Origin of the sequence: Acinetobacter ursingii DSM 16037 = CIP 107286 (genome assembly GCF_000368825.1) — a bacterium.
GTDB lineage: Bacteria > Pseudomonadota > Gammaproteobacteria > Pseudomonadales > Moraxellaceae > Acinetobacter > Acinetobacter ursingii.
Genome location: NZ_KB849717.1, coordinates 570,160 through 589,678, shown reverse-complemented (window position 1 = coordinate 589,678; position 19,519 = coordinate 570,160). Strand labels below are relative to the sequence as shown.

The 19,519-nt window shown below is 40.2% G+C and carries 21 protein-coding genes and 3 tRNA genes; 14 read left to right on the top strand and 10 right to left on the bottom strand.

The genetic code is table 11. The features are described 5' to 3' along the window. Positions 1 to 309 precede the first annotated feature (309 nt). Entirely contained in the window at positions 310 to 735 is a 426-nt protein-coding gene (locus F944_RS10355) for an IFT57 family protein (RefSeq protein WP_004990217.1), read from the top strand. Between the two features lie 62 nt (positions 736 to 797). Here F944_RS10355 and F944_RS10350 read toward each other — a convergent pair whose 3' ends face one another. Together F944_RS10350 and yhbY are read right to left on the bottom strand one after the other, a co-directional pair. Then, positions 798 to 1,334, bottom strand: a complete 537-nt coding sequence (locus F944_RS10350; protein ID WP_004990215.1) for a DOMON-like domain-containing protein — start codon at positions 1,332 to 1,334, stop codon at positions 798 to 800. Positions 1,335 to 1,347: 13 nt separating this feature from the next. After that, a complete protein-coding gene (yhbY, locus tag F944_RS10345) occupies positions 1,348 to 1,671 on the bottom strand; it encodes a ribosome assembly RNA-binding protein YhbY (protein WP_004990213.1) in 324 nt (107 codons plus the stop codon). Between the two features lie 219 nt (positions 1,672 to 1,890). Here yhbY and rlmE point away from each other — a divergent pair, with 219 nt between their 5' ends. The 5 genes from rlmE (at position 1,891) to F944_RS10320 (ending at position 6,262) form a co-directional block, all read left to right on the top strand. Next, positions 1,891 to 2,541, top strand: a complete 651-nt coding sequence (gene rlmE / locus F944_RS10340) for a 23S rRNA (uridine(2552)-2'-O)-methyltransferase RlmE (RefSeq protein WP_004990210.1) — start codon at positions 1,891 to 1,893, stop codon at positions 2,539 to 2,541. A gap of 134 nt (positions 2,542 to 2,675) precedes the next feature. Beyond that, on the top strand, positions 2,676 to 4,571 hold the full coding sequence (gene ftsH / locus F944_RS10335; RefSeq protein WP_026039926.1) for an ATP-dependent zinc metalloprotease FtsH: 1,896 nt from the start codon (positions 2,676 to 2,678) through the stop codon (positions 4,569 to 4,571). 131 nt (positions 4,572 to 4,702) lie between these two features. Beyond that, positions 4,703 to 5,554: a dihydropteroate synthase gene (gene folP, locus F944_RS10330; protein ID WP_004990207.1), complete on the top strand. Its 852-nt coding sequence runs from the start codon at positions 4,703 to 4,705 to the stop codon at positions 5,552 to 5,554. Between the two features lie 126 nt (positions 5,555 to 5,680). Continuing rightward, the gene (locus F944_RS10325; protein ID WP_010588745.1) at positions 5,681 to 5,875 is read left to right on the top strand and encodes a hypothetical protein; all 195 of its coding nucleotides are present in this window, start codon (positions 5,681 to 5,683) and stop codon (positions 5,873 to 5,875) included. A 72-nt stretch (positions 5,876 to 5,947) separates the two neighbouring features. After that, entirely contained in the window at positions 5,948 to 6,262 is a 315-nt protein-coding gene (locus F944_RS10320) for a DUF5713 family protein (protein ID WP_004990204.1), read from the top strand. A gap of 472 nt (positions 6,263 to 6,734) precedes the next feature. Here the strand turns inward: F944_RS10320 and F944_RS10315 are convergent. Together F944_RS10315 and F944_RS10310 are read right to left on the bottom strand one after the other, a co-directional pair. Beyond that, positions 6,735 to 6,820 (bottom strand) — tRNA-Leu (locus F944_RS10315). Between the two features lie 73 nt (positions 6,821 to 6,893). Continuing rightward, entirely contained in the window at positions 6,894 to 8,057 is a 1,164-nt protein-coding gene (locus F944_RS10310) for a glycerate kinase family protein (protein ID WP_004990202.1), read from the bottom strand. Positions 8,058 to 8,162: 105 nt separating this feature from the next. On the opposite strand from F944_RS10310, the gene F944_RS10305 reads away from it, so the two are divergent. Further along, a complete protein-coding gene (locus tag F944_RS10305; RefSeq protein WP_010588743.1) occupies positions 8,163 to 8,408 on the top strand; it encodes a hypothetical protein in 246 nt (81 codons plus the stop codon). 73 nt (positions 8,409 to 8,481) lie between these two features. Here the strand turns inward: F944_RS10305 and F944_RS10300 are convergent. Together F944_RS10300 and F944_RS10295 are read right to left on the bottom strand one after the other, a co-directional pair. Then, positions 8,482 to 8,567 (bottom strand) — tRNA-Leu (locus F944_RS10300). Between the two features lie 13 nt (positions 8,568 to 8,580). Next, a tRNA-Cys gene (locus tag F944_RS10295) sits at positions 8,581 to 8,654 on the bottom strand. Between the two features lie 153 nt (positions 8,655 to 8,807). On the opposite strand from F944_RS10295, the gene folD reads away from it, so the two are divergent. Both folD and F944_RS10285 read left to right on the top strand, forming a co-directional pair. Then, complete coding sequence (folD, locus tag F944_RS10290) at positions 8,808 to 9,656, top strand: bifunctional methylenetetrahydrofolate dehydrogenase/methenyltetrahydrofolate cyclohydrolase FolD (protein WP_004990201.1); 849 nt, start codon at positions 8,808 to 8,810, stop codon at positions 9,654 to 9,656. 1 nt (position 9,657) lies between these two features. After that, positions 9,658 to 10,326: a class I SAM-dependent methyltransferase gene (locus F944_RS10285; RefSeq protein ID WP_004990198.1), complete on the top strand. Its 669-nt coding sequence runs from the start codon at positions 9,658 to 9,660 to the stop codon at positions 10,324 to 10,326. Positions 10,327 to 10,367: 41 nt separating this feature from the next. Here the strand turns inward: F944_RS10285 and F944_RS10280 are convergent, their stop codons facing one another. Further along, positions 10,368 to 10,796: a hypothetical protein gene (locus tag F944_RS10280; protein WP_004990195.1), complete on the bottom strand. Its 429-nt coding sequence runs from the start codon at positions 10,794 to 10,796 to the stop codon at positions 10,368 to 10,370. 241 nt (positions 10,797 to 11,037) lie between these two features. Between F944_RS10280 and glpD the strand changes: the two genes are divergently transcribed. Continuing rightward, entirely contained in the window at positions 11,038 to 12,558 is a 1,521-nt protein-coding gene (gene glpD, locus F944_RS10275) for a glycerol-3-phosphate dehydrogenase (RefSeq protein WP_004990192.1), read from the top strand. A 57-nt stretch (positions 12,559 to 12,615) separates the two neighbouring features. Here the strand turns inward: glpD and F944_RS10270 are convergent, their stop codons facing one another. Both F944_RS10270 and F944_RS10265 read right to left on the bottom strand, forming a co-directional pair. Then, entirely contained in the window at positions 12,616 to 12,990 is a 375-nt protein-coding gene (locus F944_RS10270; RefSeq protein WP_004990189.1) for a hypothetical protein, read from the bottom strand. Between the two features lie 134 nt (positions 12,991 to 13,124). After that, positions 13,125 to 14,954, bottom strand: coding sequence for a phosphoenolpyruvate carboxykinase (GTP) (locus F944_RS10265; RefSeq protein ID WP_004990187.1), 1,830 nt, complete (start codon positions 14,952 to 14,954; stop codon positions 13,125 to 13,127). Between the two features lie 396 nt (positions 14,955 to 15,350). Between F944_RS10265 and F944_RS10260 the strand changes: the two genes are divergently transcribed. Both F944_RS10260 and F944_RS10255 read left to right on the top strand, forming a co-directional pair. Then, positions 15,351 to 16,286 carry a diacylglycerol/lipid kinase family protein gene (locus tag F944_RS10260; RefSeq protein WP_004990181.1) on the top strand — a complete coding sequence of 312 codons (936 nt, stop codon included), beginning with the start codon at positions 15,351 to 15,353 and terminating at the stop codon, positions 16,284 to 16,286. After that, positions 16,267 to 17,028: a metallophosphoesterase family protein gene (locus F944_RS10255; protein WP_004990178.1), complete on the top strand. Its 762-nt coding sequence runs from the start codon at positions 16,267 to 16,269 to the stop codon at positions 17,026 to 17,028. Before F944_RS10260 ends, F944_RS10255 begins: the two co-directional genes overlap by 20 nt. On the opposite strand, the gene F944_RS16980 is transcribed toward F944_RS10255, so the two are convergent. Next, positions 17,025 to 17,177: a hypothetical protein gene (locus tag F944_RS16980; protein ID WP_154647390.1), complete on the bottom strand. Its 153-nt coding sequence runs from the start codon at positions 17,175 to 17,177 to the stop codon at positions 17,025 to 17,027. The two genes, F944_RS10255 and F944_RS16980, sit on opposite strands and share 4 nt — an antisense overlap. 48 nt (positions 17,178 to 17,225) lie before the next feature. Here F944_RS16980 and groES point away from each other — a divergent pair, with 48 nt between their 5' ends. Both groES and groL read left to right on the top strand, forming a co-directional pair. Further along, the gene (groES, locus tag F944_RS10250; protein ID WP_004939735.1) at positions 17,226 to 17,516 is read left to right on the top strand and encodes a co-chaperone GroES; all 291 of its coding nucleotides are present in this window, start codon (positions 17,226 to 17,228) and stop codon (positions 17,514 to 17,516) included. Positions 17,517 to 17,574: 58 nt separating this feature from the next. Beyond that, positions 17,575 to 19,209 carry a chaperonin GroEL gene (groL, locus tag F944_RS10245; protein WP_004990175.1) on the top strand — a complete coding sequence of 545 codons (1,635 nt, stop codon included), beginning with the start codon at positions 17,575 to 17,577 and terminating at the stop codon, positions 19,207 to 19,209. Positions 19,210 to 19,519: the final 310 nt, after the last annotated feature.

The following is a 19,519-nucleotide window of genomic DNA, read 5'->3' as shown; positions in this document are numbered from 1 at the left end:
GAATTAAAACCACAAAAATAGGGCTGTAAAAAAGCGAGTAGACATAAAAAAAGGCCGGCTGTCTTAAAAAAACACGCCCTCCTTCTTGGTCTGCTCGCTTATAACTTAACAGCGCATTATACGCATGAAGTCTGTGAAAGTCTACGCATTTTAAAGCAAATCCTGACTTATTTAGGTAATACAAATGATGTTGGCCTTTTATCGGGATCAGTTTGTAAAATAAGTATTGTCTAACAATTTTGTATGGTGGGTAAATGTTGATCGATTTAAAATAAAAACTGACATAATTCAAAAAAAGAGGATCATCACATGCCAGCAAAAAAACCATTGAAGGCCGTTGTTGAAGAACACCAACAACAAGTTGAACAGTTATATACTGAAACAAGTGCTCAGGTAAAAGATGTTCTAACTGAGACACAGGAAAAAATTGAAGCTGAAGCAAAAGAATTGAATCAAACCATTCAAACCCAACTTTCGCATCTTAAAGAAGATGTATTACAGCGCGTTGACATTATTAAGTCTCAATTTAATAACTCTCAAGGTGATTTAACCGAACTTGGTGATGTCATTAAAAAAGAGTTTGGAACTTTGGTAGAAGATCTTGGTAAAGTCGGTCGTGAAATTAAAGATGATTTAGGTCAAATTACTTTAAAACACAAGGATACTTTAACTGACGTACTCAAACGCTCAAAAGAACATGCTGTTGAAGCATGGAATAAAGTACGTGAGAACTAAAAAACAAAAAAACCAGTAAAAGTAACTACTTTTACTGGTTTAAATAGCTCAAAATAATTGTATTAAAACTCATGTAGCCAATCGCGTTTATTATGAAAATCAGCTGATGGGCTGCTGTGTTGCATGGCATAAAAATGCATACCTTGTGATGTGTTTAAAACGGCGCTTAAACCTACATAAAGATCAGACCATTTCAGTTGATGCTTTTGCATAAACACTGTTAAGTCCACACTTACATTCATCCCATAATGGGTTCGTTTCAATTGATTTAACTCAATGTCGTAAGCTGCGATTGGCGGTATATTTTCAGGATAACGATACTCTTCAAACTGATAGGCTTGCCATGCTTCAGAAGGGGATAAATTAATCTCGCGATAAAAATCCTGATTTTTCACCCCAATGAAAATTTCAAAACAGGTTTGCTCCCACAAAAAATCACGGCGTGGATGAGCTGCAACTTGCTCTGGCCAAAGCATTAAATGATTAGGATCACGTAGCCAATAACCAACATTGAGTGTAAATGGAGATTGTTGTTCGATCGCTCCAACCAATGAGATTGATTCAAAACGATCGAAAGACATCAATTCATAACTTGCCATAATTAAAATCGATTTATTTGGCTAAATGAGCGTGACGAACCAGATTGGATAAATTCGGATTTTGTTTCGGTGCTTTTTTGTAGAGTAATACGATTTTGCCAATTTTCTGAACTGCTTCTGCACCTGTGGCTTGAGCAAGCTCATCAATGACTTGTGCACGAACTTCGCGATCTTCACCTGCAACTTTTACTTTAATCAGTTCATGGTCGTTTAAAGCACGGTTGGTTTCTTCGATCACGTTTTCAGTTAAACCTTGCCCACCGATCATGACCACAGGATTTAGCGCATGTCCGATCTGACGTAAACGTTTGCGCTCTTGAATAGATAAAGCCGCCATGAAAACTACCTGAATGTAAAAACGACCTAGTATAACTTGCATCCCGTATCTAAGATAGATTCAGCATGCAGCCAATACGCATAAATATACGAAATATTCGATCATGATCATTGAAAAAAAGATCATGAAAGTGTTAATTCTAGATACATATGCATACTGCAAAATCAGTATTTTTCACGTACAATAACAGATCAGAAGTTTTTTATAATTTAGTGAGTTATGGCGACACGCATTACCAATCAGAAGTTATCGAAGAGTAGTCGTGCGTGGATGCGGGAACACCTTGATGATCCTTTTGTGAAAAGAGCACAAAAAGAAGGTTACCGTGCCCGTGCTGCATACAAACTTCTTGAAATTCAGGAAAAATACAAACTGATCAAACCGGGTATGACGGTGGTTGATCTAGGTGCAGCCCCAGGCAGTTGGTCGCAAATTGCAGGAAAACTGGTGGGAAGTAAAGGATTGGTCATCGCATCTGATATTTTAGCTATGGATGCACTTCCAGATGTTACCTTCCTACAAGGTGACTTTCGCGAAGAGGAAGTCTTCGAAAAATTGTTAAATATTTTAAATGGTCGTACTGTAGATATTGTAATTTCAGATATGGCCCCCAATACATCAGGTAATAGGGCTGTCGATCAACCTCGACAGATTTACTTATGTGAACTGGCTCTCGATTTTGCCCAGAAAGTACTCGGCCCCAATGGACAATTTGTGGTAAAAGTGTTTCAGGGCGCTGGTTTCGATGAGTTTCGAAAGCAAGTCGTCGATAGTTTTGATGTGTTGAAAACTGTAAAACCTGAAGCTTCCCGTGCGCGTTCAAAAGAAGTATTTTTGATCGGGCAGGGGCGTAAAAAGGCAATGCGATAAAGTTTACTTGCCAAGTCGAGAAAAATTGTGCATTTTGTACAATTTCAACTTGTAGCAAGCATTAGACTTGCTGTTTACTAGGGTCTACCCCGTAATGGGCATGATCAAATTAGATTGATAATGGGAATAAAGCTTTGAGCGATCTCTTCAAGAATGCCGTATTGTGGCTAATAATACTTGGTGTTCTGATTTTGATTTTCAGTAACATCAGTGACCGCAATAAGCCATCAGCAATGAATTATTCAGAATTCGTTACTGCGGTGAATGCTGGTCAAATTAAGCAAGTCACTATTGATGGTTTAAATATTAGTGGTGAAAAAACCAACGGCTCTCATTTTGAGACAGTACGTCCGCAGGTTGAAGACACCGGGCTTTTACCAAGCCTAAACAAAAATAACGTCGTGGTTGAAGGAACTGCACCACAACGTCAGGGCTTGTTGATGCAACTTCTCATTGCTAGTTTTCCTGTACTTCTCATCATTTTGTTATTCATGTTCTTTATGCGAAATATGGGTGGGGGAGCTGGTGGCAAAAACGGACCAATGAGTTTTGGTAAGTCTAAGGCCAAGATGCTTTCAGAAGACCAGATTAAAGTGACATTTAAAGATGTCGCTGGCTGTGATGAAGCGAAGCAGGAAGTCGTTGAAATCGTTGATTTCTTAAAAGATCCTGCAAAGTTTAAGCGTTTGGGTGCAACCATTCCACGTGGTGTGCTTATGGTGGGTCCACCGGGTACGGGTAAGACTTTATTAGCCAAAGCCATTGCGGGTGAAGCCAAAGTTCCGTTCTTTAGTATCTCTGGTTCTGACTTTGTTGAAATGTTTGTCGGTGTGGGTGCGTCCCGTGTCCGTGACATGTTTGAGCAAGCGAAACGCCATGCACCATGTATTATCTTCATTGATGAGATTGATGCGGTCGGTCGTCACCGTGGTTCAGGTACAGGTGGTGGGCATGATGAGCGCGAACAGACTTTGAACCAAATGTTGGTTGAAATGGACGGTTTTGAAGGTAATGAAGGGGTAATTGTCATTGCTGCAACTAACCGTGCAGATGTTCTGGATAAAGCTTTGTTGCGTCCAGGTCGTTTTGACCGCCAAGTGATGGTTGGTTTGCCTGATATTAATGGTCGTGAGCAAATCCTGAATGTTCATTTGAAGAAACTTCCTTCAGTTACTGGTGTAGATCTAAAAGTTTTGGCACGTGGTACACCGGGTTTTTCTGGTGCACAGTTGGCTAACCTTGTAAATGAAGCAGCTTTGTTTGCAGCTCGTCGTAATAAAAATACGGTGGATATGCATGATTTTGAAGATGCTAAAGACAAGATCTATATGGGACCTGAGCGTAAATCGATGATTCTTCGTGAAGAAGAGCGTCGTGCAACGGCTTACCATGAGTCTGGACATGCGATTGTTGCTGAGATGTTGCCGGGTACTGATCCTGTACATAAAGTGACGATTATGCCGCGTGGTTGGGCCTTGGGTGTCACTTGGCAATTGCCTGAACAAGACCAGATTAGTCATTATAAAGACAAAATGCTGAATGAAATTTCGATTTTATTTGGTGGCCGTATTGCCGAAGAGATTTTTATCAATCAGCAATCCACCGGTGCATCCAATGACTTTGAGCGTGCAACTAAAATGGCGCGTGCGATGGTGACCAAATATGGTATGTCCGATAAGTTAGGCGTGATGGTCTATGAAGATGAGAACCAGAATGGTTTCTTTGGAAATGTAGGCAGTCGTACCATTTCAGAAGCAACACAGCAGCAGGTCGATCAGGAAGTTCGTCGCATTCTGGATGAACAATATAAAGTTGCTTGGGATATTCTTGAAAATAACAAGGATAAAGCGCATGTGATGGTTAAGGCGCTTCTGGACTGGGAAACGATTGATCGTGAGCAGGTACGTGACATTATGGAAGGTCGTGAACCACGTCCACCAAAAGTCTATGTGGCTGAAAATCCTGTGGTAGATTTGGATCCGCCAAGTAGTGGTCCTTCTACACCACCACCGTTGCCTTCAATGGGTTAATGATTTAAGTGTTACAAGAGCTGCTTCGGCAGCTCTTTTTATTTGCATATTATTCAGCTTGATGTGAAATTAAATCAACTAGCATTAGAAAACATACTGTTAAAATACGCCTCAACAACAGGAGTCAATTCATGCGTTTAATGCCTTTACCTCAGCGACAACTCAAGTGTGGTCAGCACCTACTCGATTTATCTCAACCTCAGGTGATGGGTATTTTAAATGTAACGCCTGACTCATTCAGTGATGGCGGGCAATATCATCAAAAACAGCAGGCTTATGAGCATGCCATGCAAATGATTGCAGATGGCGCTTCCATTATTGATATTGGTGGGGAGTCTACACGACCGGGGGCATCACCTGTGGAGGTTGAGGAAGAAATTCGACGAGTAGTGCCCGTTGTTGAACTATTGGCAAAGCAAGACGTGATTTTATCAATTGATAGCAGTCAACCTCATGTGATTAGGGCTGCTGTCGAGGCTGGCGCACATATCTGGAATGATGTTCGAGCATTAACTCGCCCTCAAGCGCTAGAGACTGCTGCTGAGCTGAACGTTCCCGTGATTGTCATGCATATGCGCGGTGAGCCAACGACCATGAATCAGTTGGCTCAATATGGCGATGTAACACGAGACGTCATCGATGAGTTGAAGATTCGGATTGATGAAGCATTGGCTGCGGGTGTGAAAGCAGAAAATATTATGATTGATCCGGGATTTGGATTTGCTAAAAATGCGCAACAAAATTTAAAGCTCTTGCAAGAGTTTTGGAAGTTGAATGAATTGGGTTATCCGATTTTATCGGCATTATCACGTAAACGTTTTATCGGCGAGGCATTGGGCGGTGCTGATGCGCAACAACGTGCGGTGGGTAGTGTGGCAGCGCATTTGTTGAGTATCCAGCAGGGGGCTTCACTGGTGCGCGCACACGATGTTAAGGCAACTGTGGATGCAATTCGAATTTGGCAGGCAATGAATCAAGCTTAAAAGCGTCAATCTTATTTTGCCTAAAGATCCTTCAATTGCTGAATTGTTTGAGAAGATGAAGTTTTGGGTATGTGAAGATAAGGCTGAAAGTGAAGCGCATGTTAATTTATAAATTGGTTGTTATCGATGAGTAAAGTGATCATGCAGCTTCATCCATTCATTTTTGTGGTGTTTATTGCTTCTATCCTTTTAGACATCCTTTTTTTATTTGTTGCAATTTTTACTGCAAATACCTTATTTGCCTTTATGGCGATCTTATTGTTGCTTGCAGGTTGGTTGATTTTTGAAGAACATCGACTAAATTTTGAACTCTGGGATTAGTGACTAGTCGAATTTAATTTGAAGGTATGTTATAAGCATCACCGAATTTTTAATGTTGTTAAGCCTTTATCCATGTTAAATGATCTACTTCTCCCTATGTTTGATGATGGTTATTATCCTCAAATCTTGGTGGCTGAAATAAAGCAAGACCTAATTGATTTTTCAAGAAAAATTCAAGCTAATCCTAAAACTGAATCTGAAATTTATCAATTAGCAGATTCAACTTTACTGAAAATCAATGAAATGAAAGCTGATTTTGAAGATTTGGATTCAAGCCTTGATGATACTGCCACGGATTATATCGCTGAAGCTATGATGATGGTGGTGCAGGATGCGGGATACCTTGAGATTGATTTAGAGGAATTGGTCGCGAGTAGAGAGTGGTAATTTCTCTTGTAAGTCTGAGGTTATTTCTGTTGGCTTGTGTGGGAATCGGCTAAGAATAAATCTAGCAACATTTGGTTTATGTCGCAACTTTGATTCGGATGTACATCTGTAATGTCTTCAACGTTTAATTTTAATTGTGAATGATTATATTTAGCGGTTGCTAAAAGACGTAGCCAAAATTGAGAATAATTTTGCTTGAACTTTTCGAGTTATTTTATTACTTCAACTTTTTTACTTTGAATAAGATATTCATTTGCCGCCACTGCGCGATTTTTTAAATAGAGCTTCTGTTTTTTTTTATTTTTACTGGTTCGAAAAATATCTTGAGCATGACGGGGCGTCATGTTTAATGCTGATACTAAATATAATAGGTAACAGTTCAGTTTTTTTCATCAGATTATTATCTTACTAGATATAAAAAAACCAGCATTATGCTGGAAATTTTATTTTACACCATTTCAACAGTTTAAAATGGTGCCCGGGGCCGGACTCGAACCGGCACGCTTTGTGGGCGGGGGATTTTAAATCCCCTGTGTCTACCTATTTCACCACCCGGGCATGTCGGCAATGATAGATGAACTGCCCAATATTGGCAAGAATATCTGAAATTATTTGTAGTTTTTTCAATCAACTACTCGTTTTTAAATGTGCTTGCGTCAATGCTGCGAATTAATCTGGCAATATTTTCGCAGCATCGACTTAGATTTTTGGGGCCATTTTGCAGTGCTGTTTTGAGATCACTGCTTTGATCAAGTATTCCGAATATTGCAGTAATGCCTTCCTCATACAGACTTTCGATTCCTTCACCCATATAGCCTGCACAAACAAAAACGGGTTTATCATATGTGTGCGCAAGACGTGCTACTCCGATGGGCGTTTTTCCAAATTTGGTTTGAAAATCAATTCCTCCTTCGCCTGTAAACACATAATCGGCCTGTTGTATGGTGTGTTGCATATCTAACAGATTAATCACTGTTTCTACGCCAGACTGGATTTTGGCTTGTGTAAACACCAAAAGCCCAGCAGCTAATCCACCCGCTGCACCAGAACCTGCAATATCTTGAACTGTTATATTGAGCTGCTTTTCAATTAAATTGGCAAAGTGAGTGAGGTTTGATTCAAGTTGTATAACTATTTCAGGACTTGCACCTTTCTGTGGGCCGAATACATGACTTGCACCATTTGGTCCTAATAGAGGGTTATTCACGTCGCTAGCAATGATAATTTCAACGTTATTCAGGCGTTGATCTATTTCAGAAATATCTATGAACTGAATGTCATTGAGATAACCACCACCTAACCTAACGGGTTGTTTCTCTTGGTCTAGAAATTTAACTCCTAAAGCAGTCGCCATTCCCATGCCTGCGTCATTGGTCACACTTCCACCTAAACCTATAATGATTTGAGAAACACCGTGATCCAGTGCTAAGCGAATCATTTCACCCGTTCCATAAGTTGAGGTAAGTAAAGGGTCACGCTGTTCGGAAGAGAGAAGGTGAATACCGTTGGCTTTTGCCATCTCAATGATTGCTGTTTTGCCTTGATTGATTAAGCCAAAATAAGTTGAGATTCGCTGTGAAGGTAAAGGCCCCATCACTTCAATATCAATTTTTTGTCCATGCTGAGCATTAATTATGGTATCGACTGTACCTTCACCACCGTCTGCCATAGGGTACAAAATAAAATAAGCATCAGGAAATACCTTTTGCAGCCCACTTTGCATCGCTTGACAAGCTTCAAGTGCAGTCATACTTTCTTTAAACGAATCTGGGGCGAGTACAAAAGTTTTAGGCATAGATGACGGCAGCTTTTCTGGAGTAAATTGTTAATTTAAAATCAAATGCTATTTAAGATAACATCGCTTTAAAACAATACGAAATATTTTAATTGGGTGATAATAATGAAAAAAAGAATGGAGCAGTGGACTTTGACGGATCGATTTGTATTCGCAGGATGTTATGGATTATTAGGTTTGGTTTTCGGGTTTCTGATTGCACTATCTATGGCGAAATACTTAGATACAGGCTTTAGTTCTTCAACGATTATTTTAGTCATCAGTTTGACGTGTACATTGATGGGGTTTTTTGCACCTGATACTGCGAGTCGGTGTTTGAATAGATTATGGCTTTGGTTTAAATATTGGTAAAAAGGATCATTTAGACATAAAAAAACCAGCTTATGCTGGATTCTTTATTGGCACCATTTTAACTGATTTAAAATGGTGCCCGGGGCCGGACTCGAACCGGCACGCTTTGTGGGCGGGGGATTTTAAATCCCCTGTGTCTACCTATTTCACCACCCGGGCTTTTTACCAAATTTGGAGGCGGAGGTCGGAATCGAACCGGCGTACACGGAGTTGCAGTCCGCTGCATGACCACTCTGCCACCCCGCCATCATTTGGTGATGCACATATTAGCAAGCTTCAGAAAAAAAACAATAGTGATTTCAGCGAATATGCACAGAAAAACAACATCTAAAATAAAATTGACTCAATTATCATGTATCATTTGCAAAATCGAATTCATATCTACTTTGGAGATGTGCTGTGGCATTGGTTCTTGATGGTCGTGCATTGGCAAAACAAATTGAAGCTGACTTGCTTACACGTGTAGAAGCGTTAAAAGCAAAATCAGGTCGTACCCCAATTTTGGCTACCATTTTGGTCGGAGATGATGGTGCATCTGCAACCTATGTACGTATGAAAGGTAATGCCTGTAAACGTGTAGGCATGGATTCAGTTAAAATTGAATTGCCACAGGAAACCACCACTGAGCAACTTCTGGCTGAAATCGAAAAATTAAATGCCAATCCAGATGTACACGGGATTTTGTTACAACATCCAGTACCTGCTCAAATTGATGAGCGTGCCTGTTTTGATGCGATTTCTTTGAATAAAGATGTCGATGGCGTGACTTGTTTGGGTTATGGTCGTATGGCCATGGGCGAAGCGGCTTATGGTTCAGCTACACCTGCTGGGATCATGACGATTTTAAAAGAAAACAACATTGAAATTGCGGGTAAACATGCGGTTGTGGTTGGGCGCTCTGCGATTTTAGGCAAGCCAATGGCGGCGATGTTACTTGAAGCGAATGCGACTGTGACGATTTGCCATTCACGTACACAGAATTTAGCTGAATTCGTAAAACAAGCAGATATTATTGTGGGTGCTGTGGGTAAAGCAGAACTCATCCAAAAAGACTGGATTAAACAAGATGCAGTCGTGGTCGATGCGGGTTTTCATCCGCGTGATGGCGGCGGTGTAGGTGATATCCAATTACAAGGAATTGAAGATATTGCATCGGCTTATACGCCTGTACCAGGTGGTGTTGGGCCAATGACGATTACGACTTTGATTCGTCAAACTGTTGAAGCGGCTGAAAAAGCTTTAGTTTAATATGAACTCTACATTTCAGTGTTCAAAAGCGCCTCAACATTTGCTTGAGGCGCTTCATCACGTGATTCCTCAGTGTGAATTATCACCACAGCAATTACCAGAAACGCCAATTTCACTTTGGTTAATTCCACCTGTCTTTCCATCCGATCGTTTGGATGATGAAGTGATTCGACGGATTTGGAATGACACACCTTACTGGATTTTTTGTTGGGCTTCTGGATTGGCGATGGCGCAGTGGTTGCTGGCAGAGCCACAGCATGTCAAAGATAAAGTGGTTTTAGACTTTGGTGCAGGTTCTGGTGTTGTCGCTATTGCAGCGAAAATGGCAGGGGCTAAGCGAGTCATTTGTTGTGATATCGACCAAGTAAGTTTGGCTGCCTGTCGTGAGAATGCATTGCTTAATGATGTTGAGCTTGAATATCTGGATGATTTATACAAGGCAGAACAAGTGGATGTGTTACTTGCTGCCGATGTGCTATATGATCAATCTAATCGTTTCTTTTTAGATGAATTTTTAAAATTTGCCCCAGAAGTGTGGGTGGCAGACAGCCGGGTCAAAAATTTTAGTCATCCTCAATATATGAAGATTGATGAACGTAGTGCCACAACATGGCCTGATCTGGATGAAGCAAAAGAGTTTCGCAACGTGAGTTTTTATAAAACGCTGTAAGATTACAGCGTTTTTTTTATTTGGAGGCGATTAAGTAAAGCTTATGAGCAGGTATAGCGTACAACTTTAAGTGTGCTGGGTTTAGTGTCTAACGCTTGACGTGTCGCATAGCCTTCACTGTTGTTGAGACTAGGAGAGTCCATTAATCCCACAGACATACGTGAGTTGCCGACTTGTAATCCATCCTGACTTGATTGATTTGCCGCAGGATTGGCGATTTCATTAATACTTAAAATAGATAATTTATAAGTTTGTGTGGTGCCTAAAACTTGTTGGCAGGCGCGTTGTAATTTTCGTTCATCAAGTTGTTGGTTAGAGCGTCCAGCAAGTGTATAAGCCAGTGTTGCAGAAGATGCCGTTTTATTTTCAACCTGATAGCCTGTGTTGCCGTTGTATTGACGTGGGGTACTCTGACACGCAGTTAATACAATGACACTCCCTGTAATTAAAAATAATAAGCTTTTTTTCATGAGGTTGTTCCTTCTAATCGTATTTAAGTCAGTAGTTGAAAATATGCAGATGTATTTTTTATATTTTAAGCATTTACGGACCTAAACAAACCATAAAATTGTATTAACTTTAAAACCATTCAGCTTGGCAAATAAAATACGTACCGTATATGGCGGGTAAAGCTTTCACTTTGTGTTTAAATTTGCTAATTTCAAATGATCTTGATTAAAGATTGATAATAATAAAAAGGGGGAATCACACATGTTATCTCATTTTAATGATCTTCCTCTTTATGATATTGCGGTGATCGGTGGTGGTATTAATGGGGTAGGGATCGCCAATGATGCTGCTGGACGGGGACTCTCCGTTTTTCTTTGTGAAAAAGATGACTTTGCGAGTCATACCTCATCTGCCAGTAGTAAATTGATTCATGGTGGTTTGCGCTATTTAGAGCATTTTGAATTTCGTCTGGTGCGTGAAGCACTTGCTGAACGCGAAGTTCTTATGGCGAAAGCTCCGCATATTATCCGTCCTTTACGTTTTGTCTTGCCACATCGTCCACATTTACGATCAGCATGGTTGATCCGTTCTGGCTTATTTCTATATGATTATTTGGGAAAACGAGAAAAATTACCTGCATCTAAGCGTTTGGTCTTGGATCAACGAAGTCCTTTAAAACAGGATATTGTATTGGGCTTTGAATATTCAGATTGTGCAGTAGATGATGCGCGCTTAGTGATTTTAAATGCGATGCAAGCTAGAGAAAAAGGGGCAGAACTGGTAACTCGAACTGAGTGTGTTGCCGCAGAAGTAATTGATGGTACATGGTTATTAACTTTGAAGCAGCAACAAACACAGTATCAAATTCGTGCAAAAGCCTTGGTCAATGCAGCGGGGCCGTGGGTTGAACGTTTTCTAAAAGATACGCTTAAACTGGATTCTCCTTATAAAATTCGCCACATTCAGGGTAGTCATTTGATTATTCCCAAACTTTATGAGGGAGACTATGCCTATATTTTACAAAATGAAGATCGACGTATCGTATTTACCATTCCTTATTTAGATGAATATACATTGATCGGAACGACGGATCGGATTTATCAGGGAGACTTGCAGCAGGTCGCAATCACACAGGATGAAATTGAATATTTATTGACAGTGGTAAACTTGCACTTTGAACGCACGATTACTCAAGCAGATATTATCGAAACTTATTCTGGGGTTCGACCCTTATGTGATGATGAGTCAGATCAACCCTCAGCAGTGACCCGAGATTATACTTTGGCAATGACGATGCTGAATGAGACGGTGCCGTTGCTATCGGTATTTGGGGGTAAGTTAACCACCTATCGAAAACTTGCTGAATCTGCACTGGATGAATTAACCCCTTTTTTCCCTGAGTTACAGACTGCGTGGACTGAATATGAGCCATTACCAGGAGGGGAGTATTTTAAAAGTTTAGATGGGTTAATACGAGGGATTCAGCTCAGAATTAAACATATTCCAATCGAAATTGCGACACGTTGGGCGAGTAGTTATGGCACTCGTGTCTGGCAGTTGCTCAGAGAAGTCTATACTTTGGAGGACTTTGGCATATATTTTGGGCACGGGCTCTATCAACTTGAAGTCGATTACTTGACCAAAGTGGAATGGGCACAATCAGTAGATGATATTCTATGGCGGCGTAGTAAACTGGGATTAAAATTTGGTAAAGCTGATATGACATTATTGGATGATTATCTTCAAAGCGTTCTAGGTCATCAGCACAGCAAGATTGCTTAATATCAATAAAAGCTACATAAAGTCAATTTATGCAGCTATAAAACAATTGATCGACGTTTAGATTTCCTTACCGCCTAAACTTTGACAATCTACATTCGGTGCATTCCATCTGACTGCTGTTCCTGTTGCTACAGGACGAACGATACGCCATGGCCAAAAGCCAAAACGTTGACTCGCATTATAATCCACAATCGCATTGGCATTCAGTTTTTGCGCAGCATTGCCTAATTTTGGATAGAGTTCTTCAACACTTCCATAGGTGCCTTTTGCAACTTTTACACGTTTAACGACCACATATTGCTGCGATGGAACACCACTAATAAGACATACCCCGAAATGATTCTTCGCTTTTTCATTTGCTGTTACCTCATTTGCATGGGTGATGTTGCAAAGAACAAGTAAAGACAAAGTACAAAGAACAAGTTTTTTCATTGTTTGTTTCTCTTTGGTTGTAAAAAAATAAAATTTATCAGTATATTAAAGATTATTTGCCGATATTTCTTAGCATATTGCACATAATAAAACAGGCCATTTAAATGGCCTGTTTTATGATGCGATTAACTGATTTAGTGGTTTTTAACCGCATTTAATAACGCTTCTTGGCGTTCTTTTAATGCTTGTGGTAAACGATCACCAAGTTTGGTAAACAATTCTGTGTGACTTTCGATTTCAGTAATCCACTGATCTTTGTCTTGTGCAGTGATCAGATCAAATTCTTCTTTAGAAAAATCTGTACCTGCCCAGTTAAGATCGTCATAAGTTGGAACATAACCAATTGGTGTTTCAACTGCATTGGCACGACCTTCAACACGGTCAATCATCCACTCAAGCACACGCATATTTTGACCAAAACCAGGCCATACAAAGTTACCTTCAGCATCACGACGGAACCAGTTGACGTTGAAGATTTTTGGTAATTTATTGCCCGCAGCTTCAGCTTTTTCACCGACTTGCTGACCCACTTCTAACCAGTGTTGGAAGTAATCTGCCATGTTGTAACCAGTAAACGGCAACATAGCAAATGGGTCACGACGTACTACGCCTTGTTGACCAACAGCCGCCGCAGTAGTTTCAGAACCCATGGTTGCTGCTTTATAAACACCATCAACCCAGTCAAATGCTTCTGATACTAAAGGAACCGTATCGGCACGACGACCACCGAAGATAAATGCAGAAATTGGAACACCTGCTGGATTTTCCCAGTCAGCATCAATAGAAGGACATTGGCCTGCTGAAACAGTAAAACGTGCATTTGGATGTGCTGCTTTTTCACCATTTACATGAGGTTGACCTTTCCAGTTGGTCAAGTTTGCTGGAACTTCTTTAGATAGACCTTCCCACCATACTTCACCGTTATCAGTCACAGCAACGTTAGTATAAATTACGTCTTTGTGTAGGGTTGCCATACAGTTCGGGTTGGTTTTGGTGTTTGTACCAGGCGCAACACCGAAGAAACCAGCTTCAGGGTTGATTGCATACAGACGACCATCTTCACCTGGTTTGATCCAAGCGATATCATCACCAACAGTTTCAATTTTCCAGCCTTCATAGCCTACTGGTGGAATCAACATTGCAAAGTTGGTTTTACCACAAGCAGATGGGAATGCTGCTGCGATGTAGTGCTTTTCACCTTGTGGGTTAGTGACACCTAAAATCAGCATGTGTTCAGCGAGCCAGCCTTGTTCGCGACCCATTGCAGAAGCGATACGAAGGGCTAAACATTTTTTACCGAGTAATGCGTTGCCGCCGTAACCTGAACCGTAAGACCAGATTTCACGCGTTTCTGGGTAGTGAACAATATATTTTTCAGGATTGCATGGCCATGCAACATCTTTTTCGCCTTCAGCAAGAGGCGCACCAACTGTGTGAACACAGGGTACAAATTCGCCATCGGTGCCAAGAACGTCATAAACCGCTTTGCCCATGCGAGCCATTTTACGCATGCTGACAGCAACGTATGGAGAATCAGTTAATTCGATACCAATCTGTGCAATGTGGCTGCCCAAAGGACCCATTGAGAATGGAACCACATACATGGTACGACCTTGCATTGCGCCATCAAACAAACCGTTGAGTTTTGCGCGCATCGCTGCTGGCGCTTCCCAGTTGTTTGTCGCACCCGCATCTTCCTGTTTTTCAGAACAGATGAACGTACGGTCTTCAACACGCGCAACGTCAGAAGGGTCAGAGTTTGCAAGATAAGAACCTGGATGTTTTTCTTGGTTGAGTGTTTGCATTGTGCCGTTGGCGATCATCAAGTCAATCAGACGTTGATATTCTTCTTCGCTACCGTCACACCACTCGATTTTTGCAGGTTTGGTTAATTTTGCAATTTCTTCAACCCATGCAATAAGCTTAGGATGACGAACGAATTCTGGTGCGTTCACTTGGGTCATGGTGAGGCCTATTTAAAAAACGTACTAAAGTACAAATCTAAATGCTGAGATACAGCAAGTAGATGAAGTAAAAAAAAGTGGCGCTATTAAAGCATAAAATGACAAAAAAAATAAGACTAAAGACTAAATTAGAGTAGTAGGTCGAAAAATAGTTTAACTCTATATAAATCATTAATTTAATATAATTATGAGGCATTAAATATATGTATTAAGATATGTAATATATGTTATTTTTTAATTAAATGTTTATAAAAAACAAAGTCTTGATTCTAAAATAAATTTGAGAACAATTATCGATTAAATAAATGATCATCATTTAAATTTTACATAAAGCGTATTTTATTTGTCTAATTCTTGGACAAAAATAGGATAAATCATCAGCTTAGAACGATAAATATGCCAACACTTCGACCTTTATCCCTTATTTATAATGAAAAATCTGGATTCCATGCATCCAATAAAGAAGGCGTATATGAGCAAATCATGACGATTTTTACGCAGCATGATTTTGAGATTCAGGTCTTTGAATTGAGTGTTGAGGATAATTTCGACGATTTTATGCAGCAAGTTCTTGTGCGTCATCATGGCGATGATCATGGTGTGGTGGTTGCAGCAGGTGGGGATGGGACATTAAATGCAGTGGCTTCTAAGCTCAAATACACAGATATTCCGATGGGGATTTTGCCTTTAGGCACGTTTAACTATGTGGCGCGCGTTTTAAATATCCCCCAAGATTTGCTTCAAGCGGCTGAGGTGATTGCAACGGGAACACCTAAAAATGTTCACTTGGGAACGATCAACGACAGAATTTATTTAAATAATGCCAGCTTGGGTCTCTATCCTTTATTTATTCAAAAACGAGAGCAATATAATCAACGTTTGGGTCGACATACTTTAAATGCATATACATCGGGGCTTGATGTCTTAATTCGTGATCATAAAGAATTAAAACTTTCATTAACTGTTGATGGGCAAGTTTATCCTGTTAAAACATCGCTGGTCTTTTTTGGCAATAATAAATTGCAATTACAAGAAATGAATCTAAATATTGCTGAATGTGCTGAAGAAGGTCATGTGGCAGGTATTGTGGTCGCCAAAAGCGATAAATTGAGTTTATTTCGCATGTTATTTCAATTGATCAAAGGGGATCTCGAACATGCCAAAGATGTCTATAGTTTTGCTGCTGATCAGGTAGTGGTTGATTCAAAAAGTAAAACTTTAACGGTTGCTGTAGATGGCGAAATCGAAGAGTTGAAGACGCCTTTGACACTTGCTGTGGCAAAAAATGCATTAAGTATCATGGTGCCTGTCGATGCTACTTCATCTGTCTGATTTGCATTTTGGTACGGAAAAGCCAGAATGTCTGATTGCAATCGAAAAATTTTGTCAGGAACATCAACCTGAACTGATTGTGGTGAGTGGGGACTTAACCCAACGTGCAAAATTTATTCAGTTTTACAATTGTCGGCAGTTTTTGGATTCTCTTAAAATTCCCTATATTGTGGTGCCAGGGAATCATGATATTTCTTTGTATAATTTATGGAATCGTTTTTTTTCTCCATTTGCACGTTATCAGTTCTTTTTTGGTGAATTAGAGCCAACTTTGCAAACTGAACATTTTTTTATTGTTGGAGTGAATAGTATTCGTCGGCGTTACCATACGCGGGGATATATTTCACTGGAGCAAATTCAGAGAACCAATGAAACCTTAAAACACGCGCCTGATGATAAGTTGAAACTGGTGGTATTACATCAACCTTTTTATACTTCTCCAGATGATCCACATGGAATAAAAGATTGTCCAGTACTAGGAAGAATGGCACTTGAGAATTGGAGTCGAAGTGGTCTATTTGGGGTATTGCATGGGCATTTACATAAAACTGCGGTCTATAACTTAACTCAAATCTATAATTTGAAAATTGATCATCCTGTTTATGATATTCATGCGGGTACAGCGACCTCTTATCGTTTACATAAAGGCTTGCCGAATAGTTTTAATACAATTTCAAATGATGGACTGATTCAGCACTTTTGGTTCGATGAAAGGACAAAATCCTTTGTTTTGCACAATTAATCTGAAGCTAAAAACAAGCAAAGTGTTTGAGTGTTTAAAAAAGACACAAAAAATAGCATTTTTTTTGATTTTTCCCCTTGAAGCGTTTTTTTCCATCCCCACAAAAGTGTCATCAAATTCATTTTGGTGCTTGCTAAAGCAATAATCATGGTAAGCATCATTTATCAAATCATAGACTTAGTCTGATGGAGTTATTTATGAGCAACATTCGTCCATTACATGACCGTGTAGTAATTCGTCGTGTTGAAGAAGAAACAAAAACGGCTGGCGGAATTTTATTGCCAGGTTCTGCTGCTGAAAAGCCTGCTCAAGGTGAAGTAATTGCAGTTGGTAATGGTCAAATCACCGACAACGGCGTTCGTGCACTAGACGTTAAAGTGGGTGATAAAGTGTTATTTGGTACTTATGCAGGTACTACTGTCAAAGTAAATGGTGATGAATTCTTAATTATGAAAGAATCTGACATTTTAGCTGTACTTGAAGGCTAAATTTTTACTTAACTCATTGATAAATCAGATCAAGCATATATAAAATTTGGAGTAAATAATGTCAGCTAAAGACGTTAAATTCGGTGATTCAGCGCGTTCAAAAATGATCGCAGGTGTCAATGTTCTTGCAGATGCAGTGAAAGTGACTTTAGGCCCTAAAGGTCGTAATGTCGTGATTGATCGTTCTTTTGGTGCACCGCATATCACTAAAGATGGTGTGACGGTTGCCAAAGAAATCACGCTAAAAGATAAGTTTGAAAACATGGGTGCGCAGCTTGTACGTGAAGTATCAAGCAAGACCAATGATATTGCGGGTGATGGTACTACGACTGCGACTGTACTTGCTCAAGCTATTTTAAATGAAGGGATTAAATCAGTCACTGCTGGTATGAACCCAATGGATCTTAAACGTGGTATAGATATCGCGGTTAAAGCAGCTGTAGAAAACATTCGTGCAACAGCGAAACCTGCTGATGACTTTAAAGCGATTGAGCAAGTCGGTTCAATTTCTGCAAACTCTGACGAAACTGTGGGTAAATTGATCGCTCAAGCCATGGAACGCGTGGGTAAAGAAGGCGTGATTACCGTTGAAGAAGGTTCAGGCTTTGAAGATGCGCTTGATGTTGTAGAAGGTATGCAGTTTGACCGCGGTTATATCTCACCATATTTCGCAAACAAGCAAGATACTTTAACTGCTGAACTTGAAAATCCGTTCATTTTGTTGGTTGATAAAAAAATCAGCAATATTCGTGAATTGATTACAGTTTTAGAAGCGGTTGCAAAAACTGGTAAGCCACTTCTTATTATTGCTGAAGATGTTGAAGGCGAAGCGCTTGCTACACTTGTTGTGAACAACATGCGCGGTATCATCAAAGTATGTGCAGTTAAAGCACCTGGTTTTGGTGATCGTCGTAAAGCAATGCTTCAAGACATCGCGATCTTGACTGGCGCAACAGTGATTTCAGAAGAAGTAGGCATGTCACTTGAACAAGCTTCTCTTCAAGATTTAGGTACAGCGCATAAAATCACAGTTTCTAAAGAAAATACAGTGATTGTCGATGGTGCTGGTGATGCCAATGCGATTGCTGAGCGTGTTCAACAGATCCGTGCTCAAATCGAAGAGTCAACCTCTGAATACGACAAAGAAAAACTTCAAGAGCGCGTTGCTAAATTAGCAGGCGGTGTTGCAGTCATCAAAATTGGTGCAGCAACTGAAGTTGAAATGAAAGAGAAGAAAGACCGTGTTGACGATGCGCTTCATGCAACGCGTGCTGCGGTTGAAGAAGGTGTGGTTGCTGGTGGTGGTGTTGCACTGGTACGTGCTGTAAATGCACTCGACGGTTTAACAGGCGCCAATGATGACCAAACTGTGGGTATCAATATTTTACGCCGTGCAATCGAAGCACCACTTCGTCAAATCGTATCAAACGCGGGTGATGAACCTTCAGTCGTGATCAATGCTGTGAAAGCGGGCGAAGGTAACTATGGTTACAACGCTGCGACAGGTGTATATGGCGACATGCTTGAAATGGGTATTCTTGATCCAGCGAAAGTAACACGTTCTGCACTTGAGCATGCAGCTTCTGTTGCAGGTTTAATGTTGACTACTGAAGCGATGATTACTGATATCCCAGAAGACAAACCAGCTATGCCAGATATGGGCGGCATGGGTGGTATGGGCGGCATGATGTAAACCGCTCAACGATAACTTAAACTTACTCAAATTTGAGTTCGTTGAAAAAGGTCACAAATTTTATTTGTGACCTTTTTTATTGTGGCTGTTATTCTGGCGAAGATATTTATTATTGACTTTCCTAAAACACGTTATTGTCTATACAAATCCTGCGTAAATACACACTATTCGATGTTAGTCAGCTCTTGATAATTCACTCTTATCCATCATCTCTTGTAATTTGAATTACAGATAAAAAATTGATATGAAAAGGGCAAGAGCAATCAGTTGAGTGAGCCACAAAAACTGATGACGCTAAGCAGAATTCAGG

What these genes read in the sequence shown, in the direction of transcription:
- F944_RS10270 (WP_004990189.1), bottom strand. Translation starts at nt 12,990, where the DNA reads ATGAAAAAACTTGTTCTTTGTACTTTGTCTTTACTTGTTCTTTGCAAC.
- F944_RS10310 (WP_004990202.1), bottom strand. Translation starts at nt 8,057, where the DNA reads ATGCCTAAAACTTTTGTACTCGCCCCAGATTCGTTTAAAGAAAGTATG.
- glpD (WP_004990192.1), top strand. Translation starts at nt 11,038, where the DNA reads ATGTTATCTCATTTTAATGATCTTCCTCTTTATGATATTGCGGTGATC.
- F944_RS10355 (WP_004990217.1), top strand. Translation starts at nt 310, where the DNA reads ATGCCAGCAAAAAAACCATTGAAGGCCGTTGTTGAAGAACACCAACAA.
- F944_RS10320 (WP_004990204.1), top strand. Translation starts at nt 5,948, where the DNA reads ATGTTAAATGATCTACTTCTCCCTATGTTTGATGATGGTTATTATCCT.
- F944_RS10305 (WP_010588743.1), top strand. Translation starts at nt 8,163, where the DNA reads ATGAAAAAAAGAATGGAGCAGTGGACTTTGACGGATCGATTTGTATTC.
- F944_RS16980 (WP_154647390.1), bottom strand. Translation starts at nt 17,177, where the DNA reads ATGATTATTGCTTTAGCAAGCACCAAAATGAATTTGATGACACTTTTG.
- F944_RS10325 (WP_010588745.1), top strand. Translation starts at nt 5,681, where the DNA reads ATGAGTAAAGTGATCATGCAGCTTCATCCATTCATTTTTGTGGTGTTT.
- yhbY (WP_004990213.1), bottom strand. Translation starts at nt 1,671, where the DNA reads ATGGCGGCTTTATCTATTCAAGAGCGCAAACGTTTACGTCAGATCGGA.
- F944_RS10260 (WP_004990181.1), top strand. Translation starts at nt 15,351, where the DNA reads ATGCCAACACTTCGACCTTTATCCCTTATTTATAATGAAAAATCTGGA.
- F944_RS10265 (WP_004990187.1), bottom strand. Translation starts at nt 14,954, where the DNA reads ATGACCCAAGTGAACGCACCAGAATTCGTTCGTCATCCTAAGCTTATT.
- rlmE (WP_004990210.1), top strand. Translation starts at nt 1,891, where the DNA reads ATGGCGACACGCATTACCAATCAGAAGTTATCGAAGAGTAGTCGTGCG.
- groL (WP_004990175.1), top strand. Translation starts at nt 17,575, where the DNA reads ATGTCAGCTAAAGACGTTAAATTCGGTGATTCAGCGCGTTCAAAAATG.
- folP (WP_004990207.1), top strand. Translation starts at nt 4,703, where the DNA reads ATGCGTTTAATGCCTTTACCTCAGCGACAACTCAAGTGTGGTCAGCAC.
- F944_RS10280 (WP_004990195.1), bottom strand. Translation starts at nt 10,796, where the DNA reads ATGAAAAAAAGCTTATTATTTTTAATTACAGGGAGTGTCATTGTATTA.
- F944_RS10255 (WP_004990178.1), top strand. Translation starts at nt 16,267, where the DNA reads ATGCTACTTCATCTGTCTGATTTGCATTTTGGTACGGAAAAGCCAGAA.
- F944_RS10350 (WP_004990215.1), bottom strand. Translation starts at nt 1,334, where the DNA reads ATGGCAAGTTATGAATTGATGTCTTTCGATCGTTTTGAATCAATCTCA.
- F944_RS10285 (WP_004990198.1), top strand. Translation starts at nt 9,658, where the DNA reads ATGAACTCTACATTTCAGTGTTCAAAAGCGCCTCAACATTTGCTTGAG.
- groES (WP_004939735.1), top strand. Translation starts at nt 17,226, where the DNA reads ATGAGCAACATTCGTCCATTACATGACCGTGTAGTAATTCGTCGTGTT.